This is a genomic window from Microbacterium sp. UBA1097, from assembly GCF_002313585.1.
Lineage (GTDB): Bacteria > Actinomycetota > Actinomycetes > Actinomycetales > Microbacteriaceae > Microbacterium.
Map to the genome: position 1 here is coordinate 28,879 of NZ_DCBW01000019.1, position 17,073 is coordinate 45,951.

The window sequence follows — 17,073 nt, forward strand, 5'->3', positions numbered from 1 at the left end:
CGCGCGCGCTCTGCTCGCAGAGCCCCCGCCTCATCGGTATCGGTGTCAGAAGCCCAGGACATCTCGATCATCGCAGCCGCGTAGTCGAACGAACGCAGCATTCCGGCGACATCCCGCCACGGCGAATCCGGAAGAGAGCGCTGCTCGAACGGCCGGCCCGGTTCACCCTCGAAGTCGACGATGCGCCATCCGTGCGAGGTACGCAGAGTCTGGCCGAGGTGCAGGTCGCCATGCACGCGCTGAACCTCGAGGGTGTCAAGTGCGGCGACAGCGTCATAGAGGGCGTGCAGTTGCGGGACGCTGGCCTCAAGCCCGGGGACCGACCGGCGCGCGTGGTCGAGGCGACCCCGCATCGCGTCGGCGAGCTCCGCCGTGGTGCCGGCACCGCGGCGCTCGGCGGGAAAGCGCGACCGCATCAGGGCATGGACCTGCGCGAGGGCCTCACCCAGACGCGCGGCCTCGCCGGCGAAGTCACCGCCGGAGTCCTCCGCACGCTGCTCGGGATCTGCGAGGAGCGCGCGAACGCTGGCGACGGCCAGCTCGAATCCGTCGGTCGCCGTCGCCAGGAACTCTTGCAGCATCGCCGTCTGCAGCAGCTGCCCCTCGACCTCGACCTCCACCCAGCCGTACAACTGTGCGATGTGTTCGGAGCCGCCGCGTGTGAGTTCCTCATGGATCTCGATGTCGGGGTTCGTTCCGGGGCTCACCTTGCGGAACAGCTTCATGATCGCGGTGTCATCGAACCGCGCCGACGAGTTCGACTGCTCACCGGTCATCGGTGACGAGATGAGCGAGTCGTCCAGGGGTTCGCTGCCTGCGACACGGTGGAAGCGCAGCCGATCGACCTGCGCGGTTCCCGTGGCCTCCGCCGCGATGAACCCGTCCAGCCAGATGCGCATCGCCTCGCGGTCGTGCACCGCGTCGTAGAGGTGGATGTGGCCGGCATCCGTGTCGATGCCCCCGAGGTAGGCGTGGCTGATTCGCTCTTCAACGTCGGGGTAGCCGCTCAGCGGCACCTGATATAGCTCGCTGTCGGCATCCTGATCGCGATAAGTCACCGTGAGGAGGTAAACGGTCAGAGACGGCCGCCCCTGCCGAGCAGGCACGTCCGCGATGCTGCGTACCTGTTCGACCTCGAATGGCCGCCCCTTGCCGCCGAACCAGCGGGTGCGTATCAAATAGCTCTCCAGGAGAGCGGCGTCGGGCGCGGTCACAGCAGCCCCACCTCCTCTGCATCGTCGGCCGGTGAGTGCAGTTGAAACCAGAAGAACCCGTGACCGCCGAGGGTGAGCAGGTAGGGCAGCTCACCGATCCGGGGGAAGGGAACGCCGCCGACGAGCTCGACCGGCACGAGCCCCTCGAAGCGACGGAGGTCGAGTTCGACCGGCTGGGGGAACTGCGACAGGTTGTTGACGCAGATGATGACGTCCACGGTGCCGTCGTCGTTGGTGTGCTCGCGCGTGTAGGAAAGCACTGACGGATTCGACCCGCCCAGGTCGTTGAAGCTCCCGAGTCCGAACGCCGGGTGGCGCTTGCGAGCCTGGATCATCTGACGCGTCCACTGGAGCAGCGAGGAGCGGTTCTCCTGCTGCGCTTCCACGTTCACAGCGAGGTATCCGTGCACCGGGTCCTGCACGATGGGCAGGGCAAGCTTGCCCGGGTTGGCGGTGGAGAACCCGGCGTTGCGGTCCGAGGTCCATTGCATGGGTGTGCGCACGCCGTCGCGGTCACCGAGCCAGATGTTATCGCCCATGCCGATCTCGTCGCCGTAGTACAGCACCGGCGCGCCGGGCAAGGAGAGAAGCAGCGCGGTGAACAGTTCGATGCGATCGATGTCGTTGTCCAGCAGTGGTGCGAGGCGGCGACGGATGCCGATGTTCGCCTTCATGCGCGGATCCTGCGCGTACTCGTTCCACATGTAGTCGCGGTCTTCGTCGGTGACCATTTCGAGGGTTAGCTCGTCGTGGTTGCGCAGGAAGATCCCCCACTGGCATCCGGACGGAATCGGGGGAGTCTCCGCGAGGATGTCGCTGATGGGATAACGGGACTCACGACGCACCGCCATGAAGATGCGCGGCATGACCGGGAAGTGGAAGCACATGTGGCATTCGTCGCCGCCGACGTCCGGATCCCCGAAGTAGTCGACGACATCCGCCGGCCACTGGTTGGCTTCGGCCAGGAGCACGCGTCCCGGATACTCGCGGTCGACGATGCGGCGCACCTTCTTCAGGAAGTCGTGTGTTTCGGGGAGGTTCTCGCCGTTGGTGCCCGGGCGCTCGTAGAGGTAGGGGACGGCATCGAGGCGGAACCCATCGAGCCCCATGTCGAGCCAGAACCGCATCGCGTCCAGCACCGCGTCGTGGACCCGCGGGTTGTCGAAGTTCAGATCCGGCTGGTGCGAGAAGAAGCGGTGCCAGAAGTACTGCTGCCGCACCGGATCCCACGTCCAGTTGCTCGGCTCGGTGTCGACGAAGATGATGCGGGCGTCCTCGTAGAGCTCGTCGGTGTCGCTCCACACGTAGAAGTCGCCGTATGGCCCGTCGGGATCGCGGCGGCTCTCTTGGAACCACGGATGCTCGTCGCTGGTGTGGTTCATGACGAAGTCGATGATGACCCGCATGCCCCGCTCGTGCGCGGCGTTCAGAAAAGCCTGGAAGTCTTCGGTAGTTCCGAGGCCCGGCTGGATGCCGGTGTAGTCGGCAACGTCGTAGCCACCATCGCGCAGGGGGGAGGGAAAGAAGGGCGGAAGCCACAGGCAGTCGACACCGAGCCACTCGAGGTAGTCCAGCTTGTCGATGAGGCCCCGGAAGTCGCCGGTTCCGTCGCCGTCACTGTCTTTGAAGGATCGGACCAAGACCTCGTAGAAGACCGCCGTCTTGAACCATTCAGGCTCCGCGCTTCCGGGTGTATCGGGGAACGGCTCCTGTGTCAGGATCGGGATGGAGACGGTATTTGTCGTCGGTTCCGCGGCGGTCATCTGTTCCTCCCGTGGTTCCGGATGTCGGAGGGCCTGTCGTCTGCCTAACCTGCCACACGCGCCTGTCCGATGCCATCCCCTTGCGCTCGCGCGCTCAGTCCCATAGGCGCCAATAGGCGTTGATCGCGGGCTGCCCGCCGAGGTGGGCGTACAGCACCGTCGAGTCTTGGGGAATGTCGCGGCTGCGCACCAGGTCGATCAGCCCGGCCAGGGACTTTCCTTCGTAGACGGGGTCGGTGATCATGGCCTCCAGCTGCGCGCCGAGCGCCATCGCGGCCATTGTCGAGTCGACCGGGATGCCGTACAGGTCACCAGCCCAGCCTTCGAGCACCTGGATCTCGTCGTCTCGGAGGTCGCGGCCTAGTTCGATGAGGCTGGCGGTGTTCCGCGCGATCCGCGCTACCTGCTCCCGCGTCTTCTCGATCGTTGCCGATGCGTCGATCCCGATGATCCGGCGGCGCACTCCGGTCAGCTCCTCCAAGGCTGCGAAGCCGGCGATCATGCCGGCGTGGGTGGACCCGGTCACCGTGCAGACGATGATCGTGTCGAAGAAGACCCCGAGCTGCTTCTCCTGTTCGGCGACCTCGAAGGCCCAGTTGGCGAATCCCAGTCCGCCCAGCGGGTGCTCTGACGCTCCCGCCGGGATCGGATACGGCACGCCGCCGGCATCCTCGACTTCCTGCAGCGCCGTCTTCCACGAGTCCCGGATGCCGATGTCGAACCCCGCGTCGTCGAGGCGCGAGTCTGCTCCCATCATCCGGGTGAGCAGGATGTTGCCCACTTTGTCGTTGGTGGGGTCCTCCCACGGCACCCACTTCTCTTGCACGAGCCGGGCCTTCAAACCGAGGTGGGCCGCAACAGCTGCCACCTGTCGCGTGTGGTTGGACTGGTAACCGCCGATGGACACGAGGGTGTCTGCGCCCGAGGCGATGACGTCGGGGACGATGTACTCGAGCTTGCGGACCTTGTTACCGCCGTACGCCAGGCCGCTGGAGACATCCTCGCGCTTGGCCCAGATCTGCGCGCCGCCGAGGTGGTTGCTCAGGCGAGCGAGGTGGTGGACCGGGCTCGGTCCGAACGTGAGCGGGTAGCGGGGGAACTCATGGAGCTTCATGCGTGGGAATCCTCGGTTTCGTTGCTCGTGCCGGTGTCGGCGGTGGCGGGGTCCGAGACGTTGGCATCGCCCTCGGTAAGCAGGTAGGTCCAGATAGACTCGGCGATCTCCGCAGCGCCCAGCGCGTCGCCGAGGGCGCAGCGCGCGATCAGCTGGTCGTGGCGCAGTGTCGAGAGCTCGGCGTGCTCCGACGAGAATTGTGCGCGTTCTGCTCGCAGGAGGACCGGTTCATACAGGCGCAGCACCGTTCGTATTGCATCGTTGTCGGCGATTTCGACCAGGATGCCGTGAAAGAGTTCGTCGGCGGCGATGGCGCCGTCGATGTCACCGCACCGGAGCGCTGCGGCGAACAGGCGATTCGCAGCACGCATCCGCTCGATCGTGTTCGAGTCGAGTCGCGGCACTGCTGCAATCGCAGCGAGACGGTGCATGGCCGCTACGACATCGCGAGCCTCACTGGTGGCCCGACGTTCGATCGGCGAGATGATTGTCGCCCGTCCCGGTGTCGTCTGGACGAGTCCCGCGTGTGCGAGCTCGAGCAGCGCCTCGCGAACAGGTGTGCGGCTCACGCCCAGCCACTGCGCAATGTCGGCGTCACGCACCTGTTCGCCCGGCGCGAGGGTGCCGTCCACGATGGCGGCGCGCAGCCGTGCTTGTACCTCGTCGCGGAGGAGGGGGCGGTGGGTGCCCGCTGTCGAGGGGACCGGCATGCAATATATTGCATACGGAACGACGCGTGTCTGTCAACTCCGACCGACGGGGTTCAGGCCAGGTGTCCGGCGGGGACGTCGAGATCGCGGGTGTACGTCAGCGTCGTGATCACGGCGATCTCGAGCGCGCGCGTGATGTCGGCTTGGGGGAGCGACGCCGCGCCGGGTGGTGCGTTCTCGGCATCCCATGGCACATGGATGAAGCCCGCCCGCAGTCCCGGGGTGTTCACGCTCACGTGTGCGAGCGTGAAGAACACGTCGTTGCAGACGAACGAGCCGGCCGATAGCGACACGGAGGCGGGGATGCCGCTGGCCGCGATCTCCGTGGCGATCGCCTTGACGGGGAGCGAGGATGCGTACGCGAGGGGCGCGCCGGGGATGCTGGCGGTGTCGACGGGCTGATGCCCCGCGTTGTCGGGAATGCGGGCGTCGCGCAGATTAACGGCGATGCGCTCCGGCGTGATGGCGTCGCGACCGCCGGCCAGGCCTGTCGCAATGACGACATCGGGCCTGTGTGTGGCGACGAGCTCGATCAGCTCTGCGCCAGCGCGCGCGAAATCCACGGGAAGTACTGCCGTGACCAGTCGAGCCGGCCCGTTCCACGCGGCGCCCAATCGCACTACCGCGTCGCCTGACGGATTCGTCTGATCACCGGCGAACGGTTCGAAGCCGGTCAGAAGCACGGTCGACATGCCTTCACGGTACGTCGAGGATGCCGGTAGAATATGCTGACACGATTTAGCAACGCGGAGGAGGTCGTCAGGACCGAGCCGCAGACGCCCCCGGAGTGCTGCTCATGACCCATCCGATCCAGCTCATCGCCTATGCCGACCGCCTGGGAGGGACGATTCCCGCGCTCGGTGAAGTAGTACGCGACCGATTCGCTGGAGCCTTCGGCGGCGTTCACATCCTTCCTTTCTTCACGCCCTTCGACGGCGCCGACGCCGGGTTCGACCCCGACGATCACACGACAGTCGACCCTCGGCTGGGCACGTGGGACGATGTCCGCGCCCTCTCTGACGACCTCGATGTCATGGTGGATGTCATCGTCAATCACGTGTCTGCCCGCTCGCCGCAGTTCCGCGACGTCATCCAGAACGGGGACCAGTCGCGCTACGCGGAGATGTTCCTGACGATGGGAACTGTCTTCCCGGACGGTGCGACAGAAGCCGATCTGCTGCGGATCTATCGGCCCCGTCCCGGGCTCCCGTTCACTCCGTATCCGTGGGGCGAGTCGACCCGGCTGGTGTGGACCACCTTCACCGCGGCACAGGTCGACATCGATGTGCGCAGTGCTGCGGGGTCCGCGTACCTCCTTTCGATCCTGGATGCCCTGCGCGATGCTGGCACACGGATGATTCGCCTGGACGCTGTCGGTTATGCGGTGAAGACGCCGGGCAGCTCGTCGTTCATGACGCCTGAGACCTTTGCTTTCATCGATGAGCTGACCGTGCTGGCGCACGAGCGCGGGCTCGAGGTCCTCGTCGAGGTTCACTCGTTCTACCGTCGCCAGATCGAGATCGCCCAGCGCGTCGACCGTGTGTACGACTTCGCGCTTCCGCCCCTGGTGCTGTTCGCTGCCGCGACAGGAGATCACGCGCCGCTGGCGCGCTGGATCGCTGAGCGGCCCGAGAACGCCGTGACCGTGCTGGACACTCACGACGGCATCGGCATCGTGGACGTGGGGCCCGACGCGGCGACGGGGGAGCCCGGGCTTCTGGATGCCACCCAGCTCGACGCGTTGGTCGAAGCGATCCACGACGCCACGGGCGGGCAAAGCCGGGCGGCAACGGGCGCGGCGGCTTCGAACCTCGACATCTATCAGGTCAACAGCACTTTTTACGACGCCCTGCGCCGCGATGATCGGGCGTACCTGGCAGCACGTGCAGTGCAGCTGTTCTTGCCCGGCATCCACCAGATCTATTACGTCGGGGCTCTCGCTGGAACCAATGACATGGATCTGCTCGGGCGCACCGGGGTCGGGCGCGACATCAACCGCCACATCTACAGCGACGCCGACGTGACGCGCGACCTCGAGCGGCCTGTCGTTGCCGCTCTGTTGGAGCTGTGCCGATTCCGCGCTGGCGCCCCGGGGCTCGACGGGGCCTTCCAGTCGCGGCTCGATGACGACGGATGGTTGCACATGCGGTGGGAGTCGGCATCCGGATGGTCCGAGCTGCGGGCGCGGCTGGACCAGGGCCAGGCCGAACTCCGCTGGGCGCGTGCCGACGGGCGCGAGCACGCTACGGCGGACCTGCTCGAGCAGCCTCCCACCGATGGGTGAGGCCCGGACGCCTTCGGCTCGCCGTTCGCTGAACCGGTGCGCCGCCGCGGCCTAGACTTGACGCTCGTGGTCACCCGTCTCTCGCATTACTTCCTCCGCACGCTTCGCGAAGACCCCGCCGACGCCGAGGTCACCAGCCACAAACTCCTGGTGCGCGCCGGCTACATCCGGCGTCAGGCACCCGGCATCTTCGCGTGGCTGCCACTGGGCCTGCGGGTCAAGGCGAAGCTCGAGCAGATCATCCGCGACGAGATGGCTGCCGCGGGAGCCTACGAAGTGCACTTCCCGGCGCTGTTGCCCCGGGAGCCCTACGAAGCGTCGGGGCGCTGGGAGTCTTACGGCGACGGTATCTTCCGCCTCCAGGATCGCAAGGGCGCCGACTATCTGCTCGCGCCGACCCACGAGGAGATGTTCACGCTCCTGGTGAAGGACCTCTACTCCTCGTACAAGGATCTGCCGCTGGCGATCTACCAGATCCAGGACAAATACCGCGACGAGGCTCGGCCGCGCGCGGGGCTGCTGCGCGGGCGTGAGTTCACGATGAAGGATGCCTACTCCTTCGACTACACGGATGCCGGGCTCGATGCGTCGTACCAGGCCCAGCGTGACGCGTACGAGCGAATCTTCCAGCGGCTCGGGCTCGAGTACGTCATCGTCAACGCCGACAACGGGCTGATGGGCGGCGCTCGCAGTGAGGAGTTCCTGCATCCGACCCCCGTCGGGGAAGACACCTTCGTTCGCAGCGCCGGGGGATACGCCGCCAATGTCGAGGCCTTCACCACGGTCGTTCCTGCACCCCTGCCGTTCGATGGCCTTCCGGACCCGGTGATCTTCGACTCGCCCGACACCCCGACGATTGCCACGCTGGTAGACCACCTCAACGCGAACGAGGCTGCCCCGGCTCCCGGCATCGCCGGTCCCGCCACGGATGGCGACACGACGTGGACGGCAGCTCACACGCTGAAGAACGTGGTGCTCGCGCTGACCCACCTCGACGGCACCCGCGAGATCGTCGTGGTCGGTATCCCTGGAGACCGCGACATCGACGACAAGCGCGCCGAGGTGGCCTTCGCGCCCGCCGCCGTCGAGGCGGCGACGGCTGACGATTTTGAGAACAGCCCGTTGCTCGTGAAGGGCTACATCGGTCCCTGGTCACCGACGGGGGCGATTCTCGGCGAAGAGTCGGCGACCGGCATCCGGTATCTCCTCGACCCGCGTGTCGTGGAGGGTACGTCGTGGGTCACTGGCGCGAACATCGACCAGAAGCATGTCCACTCACTCGTGGCGGGACGGGACTTCAGCGGCGACGGTTTCGTCGAGGTAGCGAACGTTCTGCCCGGCGACCCGGCACCGGATGGCTCGGGACCCGTCGAACTGGCGCGTGGAATGGAGATCGGTCACGTCTTCCAACTCGGCCGCTTCTTCGCCGAGACGCTTGGCCTGAAGGTTCTGGATGAGAACGGCAAGCTCGTGACGGTGACGATGGGCTCCTACGGCATCGGCGTCACGCGGATCCTTGCGATCATCGCTGAGCTGAGCAACGACGAGAAGGGTCTCATCTGGCCGACTGCCGTGGCACCCTTCGATGTGCATGTCGTCGCCACGGGCAAGGACGCCGTCGCGTTCGACCTTGCGGAACAGGCAAGCGCGCGACTTGAGGCGGCCGGTCTCGAGGTCGTTTACGATGACCGGCCCAAGGTTTCTCCGGGGGTGAAATTCGGCGACGCAGAGCTTGTCGGCGTGCCACGCATCCTCGTGGTCGGACGGGGAGCGGCGGCCGGTGAGGTCGAGCTCTGGGATCGCCGCACCGGCGAGCGCGAGACGATGACGCTTGACGACGCCATCGCTCGCCTCGCGCCGTGAGGTATCAGTAGGCGATCTTCGCGTGCCGGACGATGTCGTCGTCCGGTGTGTCGCGGGTCACCAGCGCCTTCAGCATCCCGGCGGCCTGCGCCAACCGGTTCTGTCCGGGTTCCCAGAACTCCACTTCGACCGGGCTCACCCGCAGGAGGGTGATCCCGGGCGTATCGAGCCCGTCCTCGAACCACACCTCCAGCGACGGCGAGTACAGCTCTTGCATGAGTGCATCGTCGTGGACGACGCGGGCGTGACCGGCGACCGAGACGTAGCGCATGCCCTTCGGGTCGCAGTAGGACAGTCCGACCTCGTCATCTGCTTCGGCCTCGTCGACCTTCTTGGTGTGCTCGGCCGTGAAGAACCAGATGTCTCCGTTCTCGTCCATCCGGCGTGTGCTCATCGGGCGGCTCACCAGATTGCCGCCGTCATCGCGCGTCGTGAGCATCGTGATGTCGATGTCTTCGACGAGTTCCTTGGCGCGGGTGCGGGCTTCGGTTCCTGTCAATTCCGTCATGTCGGCAGGATGTGGGTCATCCCCTCGCGCGCGCGAGGGGATTGACACGGGTCACAGGTCTGCATATCGGGCGCGGAAGAAACAGAAGAGCCCGTATGCGGCGAAGCCTGTGCCGACGCCGATGACGAGTGCCGGGCCGGCCGGTAGCGCGAGCAGGGAGTGGATCGCTTCGTCCAATCCTCCGGCGGCGTCTGGGTCGGTGGTGACCGCCGCGATCACGACCAGGATGCCCACGACGGCAAGCGCGAGGCCCTTTGCGACGTATCCCACGATTCCGAGCACTGTCACCGTCATCCCGAGCCCCCCGCCCGGGTATGACATCTTCTTCTGGAAGCCGCGGGTCACGCCGACACCGGCGTAAGCAACGCCGGCGATGAGGATGCCGATCCCCAGGATGCCAAGCACGATCGGTCCCGCGAACAGCGAGAGCACGCCCTCGCTGGCATCCTCCGCGCTCTGTTCACTGTTGGGCCGCGCGCCCAGTGCAATTGCTGCCGCCAGCACCGCAAGGATCAGGTAGACGACCCCGCGGCCCCAGGAGGCTATTCTGCGCCGCCACCTGTCGGGCTCATCAGAGCCGCGTACGACAAGGCCGTCCGCGAGCTGATAGGCGCCGAGCACGGCAAGCAGCGCGGCAATCACCCAGACGAGGATGATGCCGAACGGCGCCTCGGCAAGTGCGGTGAACGCCCCGCTCTGGCTGGTCTGCTCGCTCGATCCTCCCAGCGCGACAGTGATCACGAGGGTACTCAGGAGCAGATGCACCAGGCCCATCGCGACGTATCCGCCTCTGGCGAGCGCTCGAACGGCGGGATGAGATTGCGCATCGCGCGCGGTATTTTTCACGCTGCCGGGGGCCATGAGGCGAGCGTATCTGCGGTCGGCACGGTCGCGGAGACGGTTGACGTCACCGCGAGCCGATGCAACAGGCGATCGTCAGTGGGCTCAGAGTCCGAACTCCGCACGCACGTGGTCGCGGATCTCGACATACTCCGGGCGATCCCAGAAGAAGAGAAGCTTCTGCGCGATCACCGTGTCGTCGTCGGGTTCGGGCTCGAGCACGAACGTCATGAAGCTCTCGGCGAAGTCTTCGACCACATTGGTGGCGGCGTAGTCGCTGACGAAGTCCTCTTCGTGATCGAGATAGAACTCGTAGGCGAGGTCGGCGTCTGCATTACCAGGATCCGGAGCATCCGACCCGTACCGGGCCCAGAAACCCTGGTCGAAGCCCCACAGCGCCGAATCCGGCTCTGCGCACCCCTCGTCCAGCTGCAGCGTGTCGCAGCTCCACGCAGCGGGGTCGGTCTGGCCCGGAGACAGGCTCAGAATGTGCGCGTACTCGTGGATCATCGTGGGCAGCAGCACATCTTGGTCTGCCCCGTCAGCGAGGTTCACCACGAGTGTCCACCGCGCGGGATCGTCAGTCTGGCGTACGTAGGCCCCCACGTCGCTGGAGTCTGAATCTCCGACACGGAAGTCGCGGATGACGCTGACTGCCACCTCGGGGGTCGCGATCCTCACAAACATGTCCCAGACCGACTCGGTGGTCTCGTCGCCGGTGGGTGACAGCGAAGCATCCGGCTCGACGGTGTAGACCTGGACGACGCCGAGATCCTCGTCATCCTCGGTGTAGACCTCGCCGTCGCTGTACTGGCCGGAGCCGCTCTCGTCGACGACGCCGAAGTCGGTGAATGCTGTCAGCGAGCAACCCGAGAGCGCCAGGAGAAGGGCGACGAGGGCGGTTCCGGCGGCGGGCAGTGTTCGCCTGCGGGTCATTGCTGTGCTCCGTGGAGGTGATCGCGGTGCTTCTGGGACTGCCGCTTTTTGGTGATGAGATCCAGCGGACCGGTGACGGTGAGTTCGTCTTCCCAGCACTCGATCCCCGTGACGCCGGGCAGCAGGTCGCGGGTGAAGACGGGATCGCGGCCCTCCCGGCGTTGGCGGGTGTAGTCGCGCAGCAGGCGGAAGGCGATGCCCGACAGCAGCGCGATGGCGATGAGGTTGATCAGTGCCATGACCCCCATGACGCCGTCGGCGAAGCTCCACACCAGGTCGGCAGAGGCGAGCGAGCCGAGGAGCACGGCGAGAACAACGGCAACACGGTAGGCCGGGAGGATGCCGCGTCGGGTGGTGATGAACTCGATGTTGGACTGGCCGTAGTAGTAATTGCCGAGGATCGACGAGAACGCGAGCAGGAAGATGATGATGCTCAGCGCAATGTTCGACCACTCTCCGAGCGTGGAGACAAGCGCCCCCTGGGTGAGGGCGATCCCTCGCGATGCGCCCGCCAGATCAGGGACAGACACCAGGATGATGAAGGCGGTGATCGAGCAGACCAGGAAGGTGTCGAAGTAGACGCCCAGCGACTGCACCAGACCCTGCTTGACCGGGTGCGTGACGGCGGCGCTGGCACCCGCGTTCGGAGCTGAACCGAGGCCCGCCTCGTTCGAGAACATGCCGCGTCGTACACCCGTCAGCACGATGTATCCGAACGTCGCGCCGACGACTTCGTTGAACCCCCACGCCTGCGTGAAGATCTCCCCGAAAACGACAGGGAGCTGATCGATGTGGATGGCGACCACCGCAAGGCCGAGCAGCAGGTAGGCGAGCGCCATGAGCGGCACCAGGGTCTGGGTGACTGACGCGATACGACGGATGCCGCCGAAGACCACGAGCGCCGTCAATAGGGCCACAATCACCCCGGTGACCGGGCCGACCCATCCGGCATCCGTCCCGAAGCTCGACGACACCGTGTCGGCGATCGTGTTGGCCTGCAGGGATGAGAACGCGAAGGGGAAGCAGATCAGCAGGATGACGGCAAAGAGCACACCCATCCACCGCGCGCGCAAACCTCGCTGCATGTAATAGGCGGGTCCGCCGCGGAAGCCGCCTTCGGCGTCGCGCACCTTGAACAGCTGCGCGAGCGAGGACTCGATGAAGCTCGATGACGCGCCGATCAGCGCCATGAGCCACATCCAGAACACTGCTCCGGGTCCGCCCAGCGCGATCGCGGTTCCCACCCCCGCGATGTTGCCGACGCCCACTCTCGAGGCCGCCGAAATCGTGAAAGCCTGGAACGACGACACGGACTGCGGTGCGCCGTCGGTTGTTCGCGGCGTCTTGTCGGTGAGGGTGCGGAACATCTCCGGGAAGAGCCGGATCTGCACGACGCCCGATCGCACCGTGAAATACAGGCCCAGTCCGACGACGACCGGAAGCACCGCCCAGGTCCAAAACAGGTCACCCCACTCGACGATGAGGGAAATGACGTCATCCACGGCATCAGTATGTCGGTTCCGGGATGGAATGAGCGACCAACACGGGACGAGCAAAGGAGCGATCGGGTAACGTGGGATGATTCCGCGCGGCGTGTGATTCGCGACGGGTAGAGCTGAATAGGGAGGTCACGATGGACATCGATCTGACACTGCTCAGAACGGTCGAGCGCGAGAAGGACATTCCGTTCGACGAACTCGTTCGCATCATCGAGCAGGCGATTCTGACCGCCTATGCAAAACACACCTCGCCAACCGGCGAGGCACCCGAGGGTGCGCGCGCTCAGCTGGACCGTAAGACGGGCCACGTCGCGATCTTTGTGCCGCTGCTGGATGACGAGGGTGTGGTCATCGGCGAAGAGGAGACCACGCCCGAGAACTTCGGTCGCATCGCGGCCTTCGCCGCCAAGCAGGTCATCAGCCAGCGCCTGCGAGACATCGCCGACGACGCCGTCCTCGGCGAGTTCCGGGGCAAAGAGGGCGACATCGTCGCCGGTGTCGTCCAGCAGGGACCGAACCCGCGCATGGTGCACGTCGACCTCGGCACGGTCGAGGCGATCCTGCCCCCCGAGGAGCAGGTGCCCGGAGAGGACTACGCCCACGGTTCGCGGCTGCGGGTTTATGTGACATCCGTCTCGAAGGGAACGAAGGGTCCGTCGATCACCGTTTCCCGGACGCACCCGGGCCTCGTTCGCAAGCTCTTCGCTCTCGAAGTTCCCGAGATTCCCGCGGGGCTCGTGGAGATCGTGTCCCTCGCGCGTGAGGCGGGGCACCGCAGCAAGATCGCGGTGAAGGCCAACGATCCGTCGATCAACGCCAAGGGAGCCTGCATCGGGGAGCTGGGGCGGCGTGTGCGCGCGGTCACCGAGGAACTTGGCGGCGAGAAGATCGACATCGTCGACTACAGCCCTGACCTCGCGACGTTTGTCGGCAATGCCCTCTCGCCGGCGAAGGTGACTTCCAGCTTCGTGTTGGATGCCAAGACCAAGGCCGTACGGGCCCTCGTGCCGGATTACCAGCTCTCCCTTGCCATCGGCAAGGAGGGACAGAACGCGCGGCTTGCCGCAAAACTCACGGGCGCGAAGATCGACATCCAGCCCGACAGCATTCTCGACGAGTCCTGATCGGCCGAGCCTCGCGTGGGCTGGCCCGGGAGGGCAGGTGTAGGATGGAACCTGTACGAACGTGCGTCGGATGTCGCACGCGTTCTTCCCGATCGGCGCTTCTTCGCGTCGTGGCCATCGAATCCTCACTCGTCTGGGACGAGCGGGCTTCGATGCCGGGGCGGGGTGCGTGGGTTCATCCGACGCGAGAGTGCGTCGACGCGGCACTGAAGCGTCGGGCCTTCGTACGCGCGCTTCGCGCCCCAGGTTCTCTGGATTCGCAAGCGCTCACGAAACGGCTGAACGAGAAACGGCTGAATGGCAATGGACACAAAGTGAACGGCTCGAAATGAGACCCGTCCGCAACTAGTGGTCCGCCCCTGTCTGGGTGGACCCCAGACAGGAGAACTGTGGCAAAACCACGCGTGCACGAGATCGCATCCGAACTCGGCATTGACAGCAAAGTGGCTCTCGCGAAGCTGAAGGAGCTCGGCGAATTCGTCAAGAGCCCCTCTTCGACGATCGAGCCTCCCGTCGCGCGGAAGCTGCGCGCGGCGTTCGAGGGACAGGGCGCTGACGCAGCCAAGGGCAGCGGCACGACCGCACCCTCGAGCGCGTCAGGCGCGCGCCCCGCCCCGCGTCCCGGCGCGACGTCAGGTCGCTCGGGATCGCGCCCGGCTGCAACTCCCGGGGCTGCGACCCCGGGACCGCGTCCCGGCCCGCAGCCGGCGGAGAAGGCGGAAGCTCCCGCCCCGGCGGCATCCGCACCCGCTGCGCCTACGGGGTCCAGCGCGCCGGCGTCCGAAGGCAACTCCGCCGACACGGGATCCTCTGCTGCTCCGACGCCGCAGGCTCCGCGTCCCGGTGGCGCACCGCGTCCGGGCAACAACCCGTTCGCGTCGCAGCAGGGTATGGGCCAGCGCCCGGCCGGCCCGCGTCCGGGCAACAACCCGTTCGCGTCGCAGCAGGGTATGGGCCAGCGCCCGACTCCTGCCAACATCCCGCGGCCTCAGGCTCCGCGTCCTGGTTCGCCCGGACGCCCCGGTGGCCCCGGCCGGCCGGGCGGCGCAGGCCGTCCCGGCGGTGGCGGTCGCCCCGGTGCACCGTTCCAGCAGCGTCCCGGCGGCGCCGGTCGTCCCGGTGGCGGCGGTGGGTTCGCTCGTCCCGGCGCGCCTGGTGGCGGTGGCGGTTTCCCCGCCCGTCCCGGTGGCGGCGGCCGTGGCCGCGGTCCTGGCGGTGGCACCGCCGGTGCCTTCGGTAAGGGCGGTGGCAAGTCCAAGCAGCGCAAGTCGCGTCGGGCGAAGCGTCAAGAATTCGAGATGAGGGATGCCCCGCAGGTCGGCGGCGTCAACGTCCAGAAGGGCAACGGCGAGATCATCCGCCTGCGCCGCGGCGCGTCGATCTCGGACTTCGCCGACAAGCTCGAAGCGATCCGCGGCTACACGGTGCAGCCCGGCACCCTCGTGACGATCCTGTTCAACCTCGGTGAGATGGCAACTGCCACCGAGTCGCTGGATGAGGCGACCTTCGAGGTCCTCGGTGAAGAGCTCGGCTACAAGATCCAGATGGTCTCGCCCGAGGACGAGGACAAGGAGCTGCTCGAAGGCTTCGGTCTGAATCTCGAGCAGGAGCTCGCTGAGGAGGACGACGAAGACCTCGAGATCCGTCCTCCCGTCGTGACCGTGATGGGTCACGTCGATCACGGTAAGACCCGCCTGCTCGACGCCATCCGTCGGACCAACGTCGTGGCGGGTGAAGCCGGTGGCATCACGCAGCACATCGGTGCGTACCAGGTGTGGACCGAGCACGAGGACATCGAGCGTGCCATCACCTTCATCGACACCCCGGGTCACGAGGCCTTCACGGCCATGCGTGCCCGAGGTGCGCAGGTGACCGACCTTGCGATCCTCGTGGTCGCTGCCGACGACGGCATCATGCCGCAGACGGTGGAGGCGCTCAACCACGCGCAGGCGGCGAACGTGCCGATCGTCGTGGCGGTCAACAAGGTCGACAAGCCCGACGCCAACCCGCAGAAGGTCCGCCAGCAGCTGACCGAGTACGGTCTGGTGGCCGAAGAGTATGGCGGCGACGTCATGTTCGTCGACGTGTCAGCGCGCCAGGGAACCGGCATCCAGGATCTGCTGGACGCCGTCCTGCTGACCGCGGATGCCGGCCTGGACCTGCGTGCGAACCCGAACAAGGACGCCCGCGGTGTGGCGATCGAAGCCAAGCTCGACAAGGGCCGTGGTTCGGTGGCGACAGTGCTCATCCAGTCCGGAACGCTGCGCGTCGGTGACGCGATCGTCGCGGGTACCGCGTACGGCCGTGTCCGCGCGATGGTCGACGAGAACGGCGATCCGGTCGAGGAGGCGGCTCCCTCGCGTCCGGTCCAGGTGCAGGGTCTGAACTCCGTGCCCCGCGCCGGTGACGTGTTCATCGTGACCGACGAGGACCGTATGGCCCGGCAGATCGCCGAGAAGCGTGAGGCCGCCGAGCGCAACGCCCAGCTGGCCAAGGCGCGCAAGCGCATCTCGCTCGAGGACTTCACCCGTGCCCTCGAGGAGGGCAAGGTCGAATCGCTCAACCTCATCATCAAGGGCGACGTCTCCGGTGCCGTCGAGGCGCTGGAGGAGTCGCTGCTCAAGATCGAGGTCGACGACTCGGTGCAGTTGCGCATCATCCACCGCGGTGTCGGTGCGATCACCGAGTCCGACGTGAACCTGGCGACGATCGACAACGCGATCATCCTCGGATTCAACGTGCGACCGGACTCGAAGGCTCGCGAGCGCGCTGCCCGCGAAGGTGTCGACATCCGGTTCTACTCGGTCATCTACAACGCGATCGACGACGTCGAACAGTCCCTCAAGGGTCTGCTCAAGCCGGAGTTCGAAGAGGTGCAGTCGGGCGTGGCCGAGATCCGCGAGGTGTTCCGCTCCTCGAAGTTCGGCAACATCGCCGGATGTATCGTCCGCAGCGGCACGATCACCCGCAACGCCAAGGCGAGCGTCATCCGCGAGGGTGTCGTCATCGCCGACGGCCTCGCTATCGAGTCGCTCCGCCGGTTCAAGGATGACGTCACCGAGGTTCGCACCGACTACGAGTGCGGTATCGGGCTCGGCAAGTTCAACGACATCCAGGTCGGCGACGAGATCGAGACGACGGAGCTTGTGGAGAAGCCGCGCGGCTGAGGACCACGACACGCTGTGACTCGGGATGTCCCGCCCATTGAGGTCGGGACA

Annotated in this window: 14 protein-coding genes; 5 read left to right on the forward strand and 9 right to left on the reverse strand. The window is 66.3% G+C overall.

Annotation, left to right across the window (positions count from 1 at the left end; genetic code table 11):
* The 5 genes from B4F19_RS05560 to B4F19_RS05580 form a co-directional block, all read right to left on the reverse strand.
* Positions 1-1,214, reverse strand: a 1,214-nt coding sequence (locus B4F19_RS05560; RefSeq protein WP_292733235.1) for a maltokinase N-terminal cap-like domain-containing protein, incomplete at its 3' end; no start/stop codon positions are given.
* The gene (treS, locus tag B4F19_RS05565; RefSeq protein WP_228177684.1) at positions 1,211-2,977 is read right to left on the reverse strand and encodes a maltose alpha-D-glucosyltransferase; all 1,767 of its coding nucleotides are present in this window, start codon (positions 2,975-2,977) and stop codon (positions 1,211-1,213) included. The genes treS and B4F19_RS05560, both read right to left, overlap by 4 nt.
* A gap of 94 nt (positions 2,978-3,071) precedes the next feature.
* Complete coding sequence (locus tag B4F19_RS05570; protein ID WP_228177685.1) at positions 3,072-4,091, reverse strand: 1-aminocyclopropane-1-carboxylate deaminase; 1,020 nt, start codon at positions 4,089-4,091, stop codon at positions 3,072-3,074.
* A complete protein-coding gene (locus tag B4F19_RS05575; RefSeq protein ID WP_292733238.1) occupies positions 4,088-4,801 on the reverse strand; it encodes a GntR family transcriptional regulator in 714 nt (237 codons plus the stop codon). The genes B4F19_RS05570 and B4F19_RS05575 overlap by 4 nt, the downstream gene beginning before the upstream one ends.
* 53 nt (positions 4,802-4,854) lie before the next feature.
* The gene (locus tag B4F19_RS05580) at positions 4,855-5,493 is read right to left on the reverse strand and encodes a pyroglutamyl-peptidase I (protein ID WP_292733241.1); all 639 of its coding nucleotides are present in this window, start codon (positions 5,491-5,493) and stop codon (positions 4,855-4,857) included.
* 104 nt (positions 5,494-5,597) lie between these two features.
* On the opposite strand from B4F19_RS05580, the gene gtfA reads away from it, so the two are divergent.
* On the forward strand, positions 5,598-7,085 hold the full coding sequence (gene gtfA / locus B4F19_RS05585) for a sucrose phosphorylase (protein ID WP_292733244.1): 1,488 nt from the start codon (positions 5,598-5,600) through the stop codon (positions 7,083-7,085).
* A gap of 66 nt (positions 7,086-7,151) precedes the next feature.
* Positions 7,152-8,948: a proline--tRNA ligase gene (locus B4F19_RS05590; RefSeq protein ID WP_292733247.1), complete on the forward strand. Its 1,797-nt coding sequence runs from the start codon at positions 7,152-7,154 to the stop codon at positions 8,946-8,948.
* A 4-nt stretch (positions 8,949-8,952) separates the two neighbouring features.
* Here the strand turns inward: B4F19_RS05590 and B4F19_RS05595 are convergent, their stop codons facing one another.
* From B4F19_RS05595 to B4F19_RS05610, 4 genes are all read right to left on the reverse strand, one after another.
* The gene (locus tag B4F19_RS05595) at positions 8,953-9,456 is read right to left on the reverse strand and encodes a pyridoxamine 5'-phosphate oxidase family protein (protein ID WP_228177690.1); all 504 of its coding nucleotides are present in this window, start codon (positions 9,454-9,456) and stop codon (positions 8,953-8,955) included.
* A gap of 51 nt (positions 9,457-9,507) precedes the next feature.
* A complete protein-coding gene (locus B4F19_RS05600) occupies positions 9,508-10,317 on the reverse strand; it encodes a DUF1206 domain-containing protein (RefSeq protein WP_292733250.1) in 810 nt (269 codons plus the stop codon).
* 84 nt (positions 10,318-10,401) lie between these two features.
* Positions 10,402-11,232, reverse strand: coding sequence for an NADH:ubiquinone oxidoreductase subunit 4 (chain M) (locus B4F19_RS05605; RefSeq protein ID WP_292733253.1), 831 nt, complete (start codon positions 11,230-11,232; stop codon positions 10,402-10,404).
* On the reverse strand, positions 11,229-12,734 hold the full coding sequence (locus B4F19_RS05610; protein ID WP_292733255.1) for an alanine/glycine:cation symporter family protein: 1,506 nt from the start codon (positions 12,732-12,734) through the stop codon (positions 11,229-11,231). The genes B4F19_RS05605 and B4F19_RS05610 overlap by 4 nt, the downstream gene beginning before the upstream one ends.
* 131 nt (positions 12,735-12,865) lie before the next feature.
* On the opposite strand from B4F19_RS05610, the gene nusA reads away from it, so the two are divergent.
* From nusA to infB, 3 genes are read left to right on the forward strand one after another with little or no spacing between them, the layout of a single operon-like run.
* Positions 12,866-13,855, forward strand: coding sequence for a transcription termination factor NusA (nusA, locus tag B4F19_RS05615; RefSeq protein WP_228177694.1), 990 nt, complete (start codon positions 12,866-12,868; stop codon positions 13,853-13,855).
* A gap of 44 nt (positions 13,856-13,899) precedes the next feature.
* Entirely contained in the window at positions 13,900-14,187 is a 288-nt protein-coding gene (locus B4F19_RS05620; RefSeq protein WP_228177695.1) for a YlxR family protein, read from the forward strand.
* A 57-nt stretch (positions 14,188-14,244) separates the two neighbouring features.
* Positions 14,245-17,022: a translation initiation factor IF-2 gene (gene infB, locus B4F19_RS05625; RefSeq protein ID WP_292733258.1), complete on the forward strand. Its 2,778-nt coding sequence runs from the start codon at positions 14,245-14,247 to the stop codon at positions 17,020-17,022.
* Positions 17,023-17,073: the final 51 nt, after the last annotated feature.

Excerpts from the sequence above, each read along its gene's own strand:
- treS (WP_228177684.1), bottom strand. The coding sequence starts at position 2,977 with ATGACCGCCGCGGAACCGACGACAAATACCGTCTCCATCCCGATCCTG.
- B4F19_RS05570 (WP_228177685.1), bottom strand. The coding sequence starts at position 4,091 with ATGAAGCTCCATGAGTTCCCCCGCTACCCGCTCACGTTCGGACCGAGC.
- B4F19_RS05575 (WP_292733238.1), bottom strand. The coding sequence starts at position 4,801 with ATGCCGGTCCCCTCGACAGCGGGCACCCACCGCCCCCTCCTCCGCGAC.
- B4F19_RS05580 (WP_292733241.1), bottom strand. The coding sequence starts at position 5,493 with ATGTCGACCGTGCTTCTGACCGGCTTCGAACCGTTCGCCGGTGATCAG.
- gtfA (WP_292733244.1), top strand. The coding sequence starts at position 5,598 with ATGACCCATCCGATCCAGCTCATCGCCTATGCCGACCGCCTGGGAGGG.
- B4F19_RS05595 (WP_228177690.1), bottom strand. The coding sequence starts at position 9,456 with ATGACGGAATTGACAGGAACCGAAGCCCGCACCCGCGCCAAGGAACTC.
- B4F19_RS05600 (WP_292733250.1), bottom strand. The coding sequence starts at position 10,317 with ATGGCCCCCGGCAGCGTGAAAAATACCGCGCGCGATGCGCAATCTCAT.
- B4F19_RS05605 (WP_292733253.1), bottom strand. The coding sequence starts at position 11,232 with ATGACCCGCAGGCGAACACTGCCCGCCGCCGGAACCGCCCTCGTCGCC.
- nusA (WP_228177694.1), top strand. The coding sequence starts at position 12,866 with ATGGACATCGATCTGACACTGCTCAGAACGGTCGAGCGCGAGAAGGAC.
- B4F19_RS05620 (WP_228177695.1), top strand. The coding sequence starts at position 13,900 with ATGGAACCTGTACGAACGTGCGTCGGATGTCGCACGCGTTCTTCCCGA.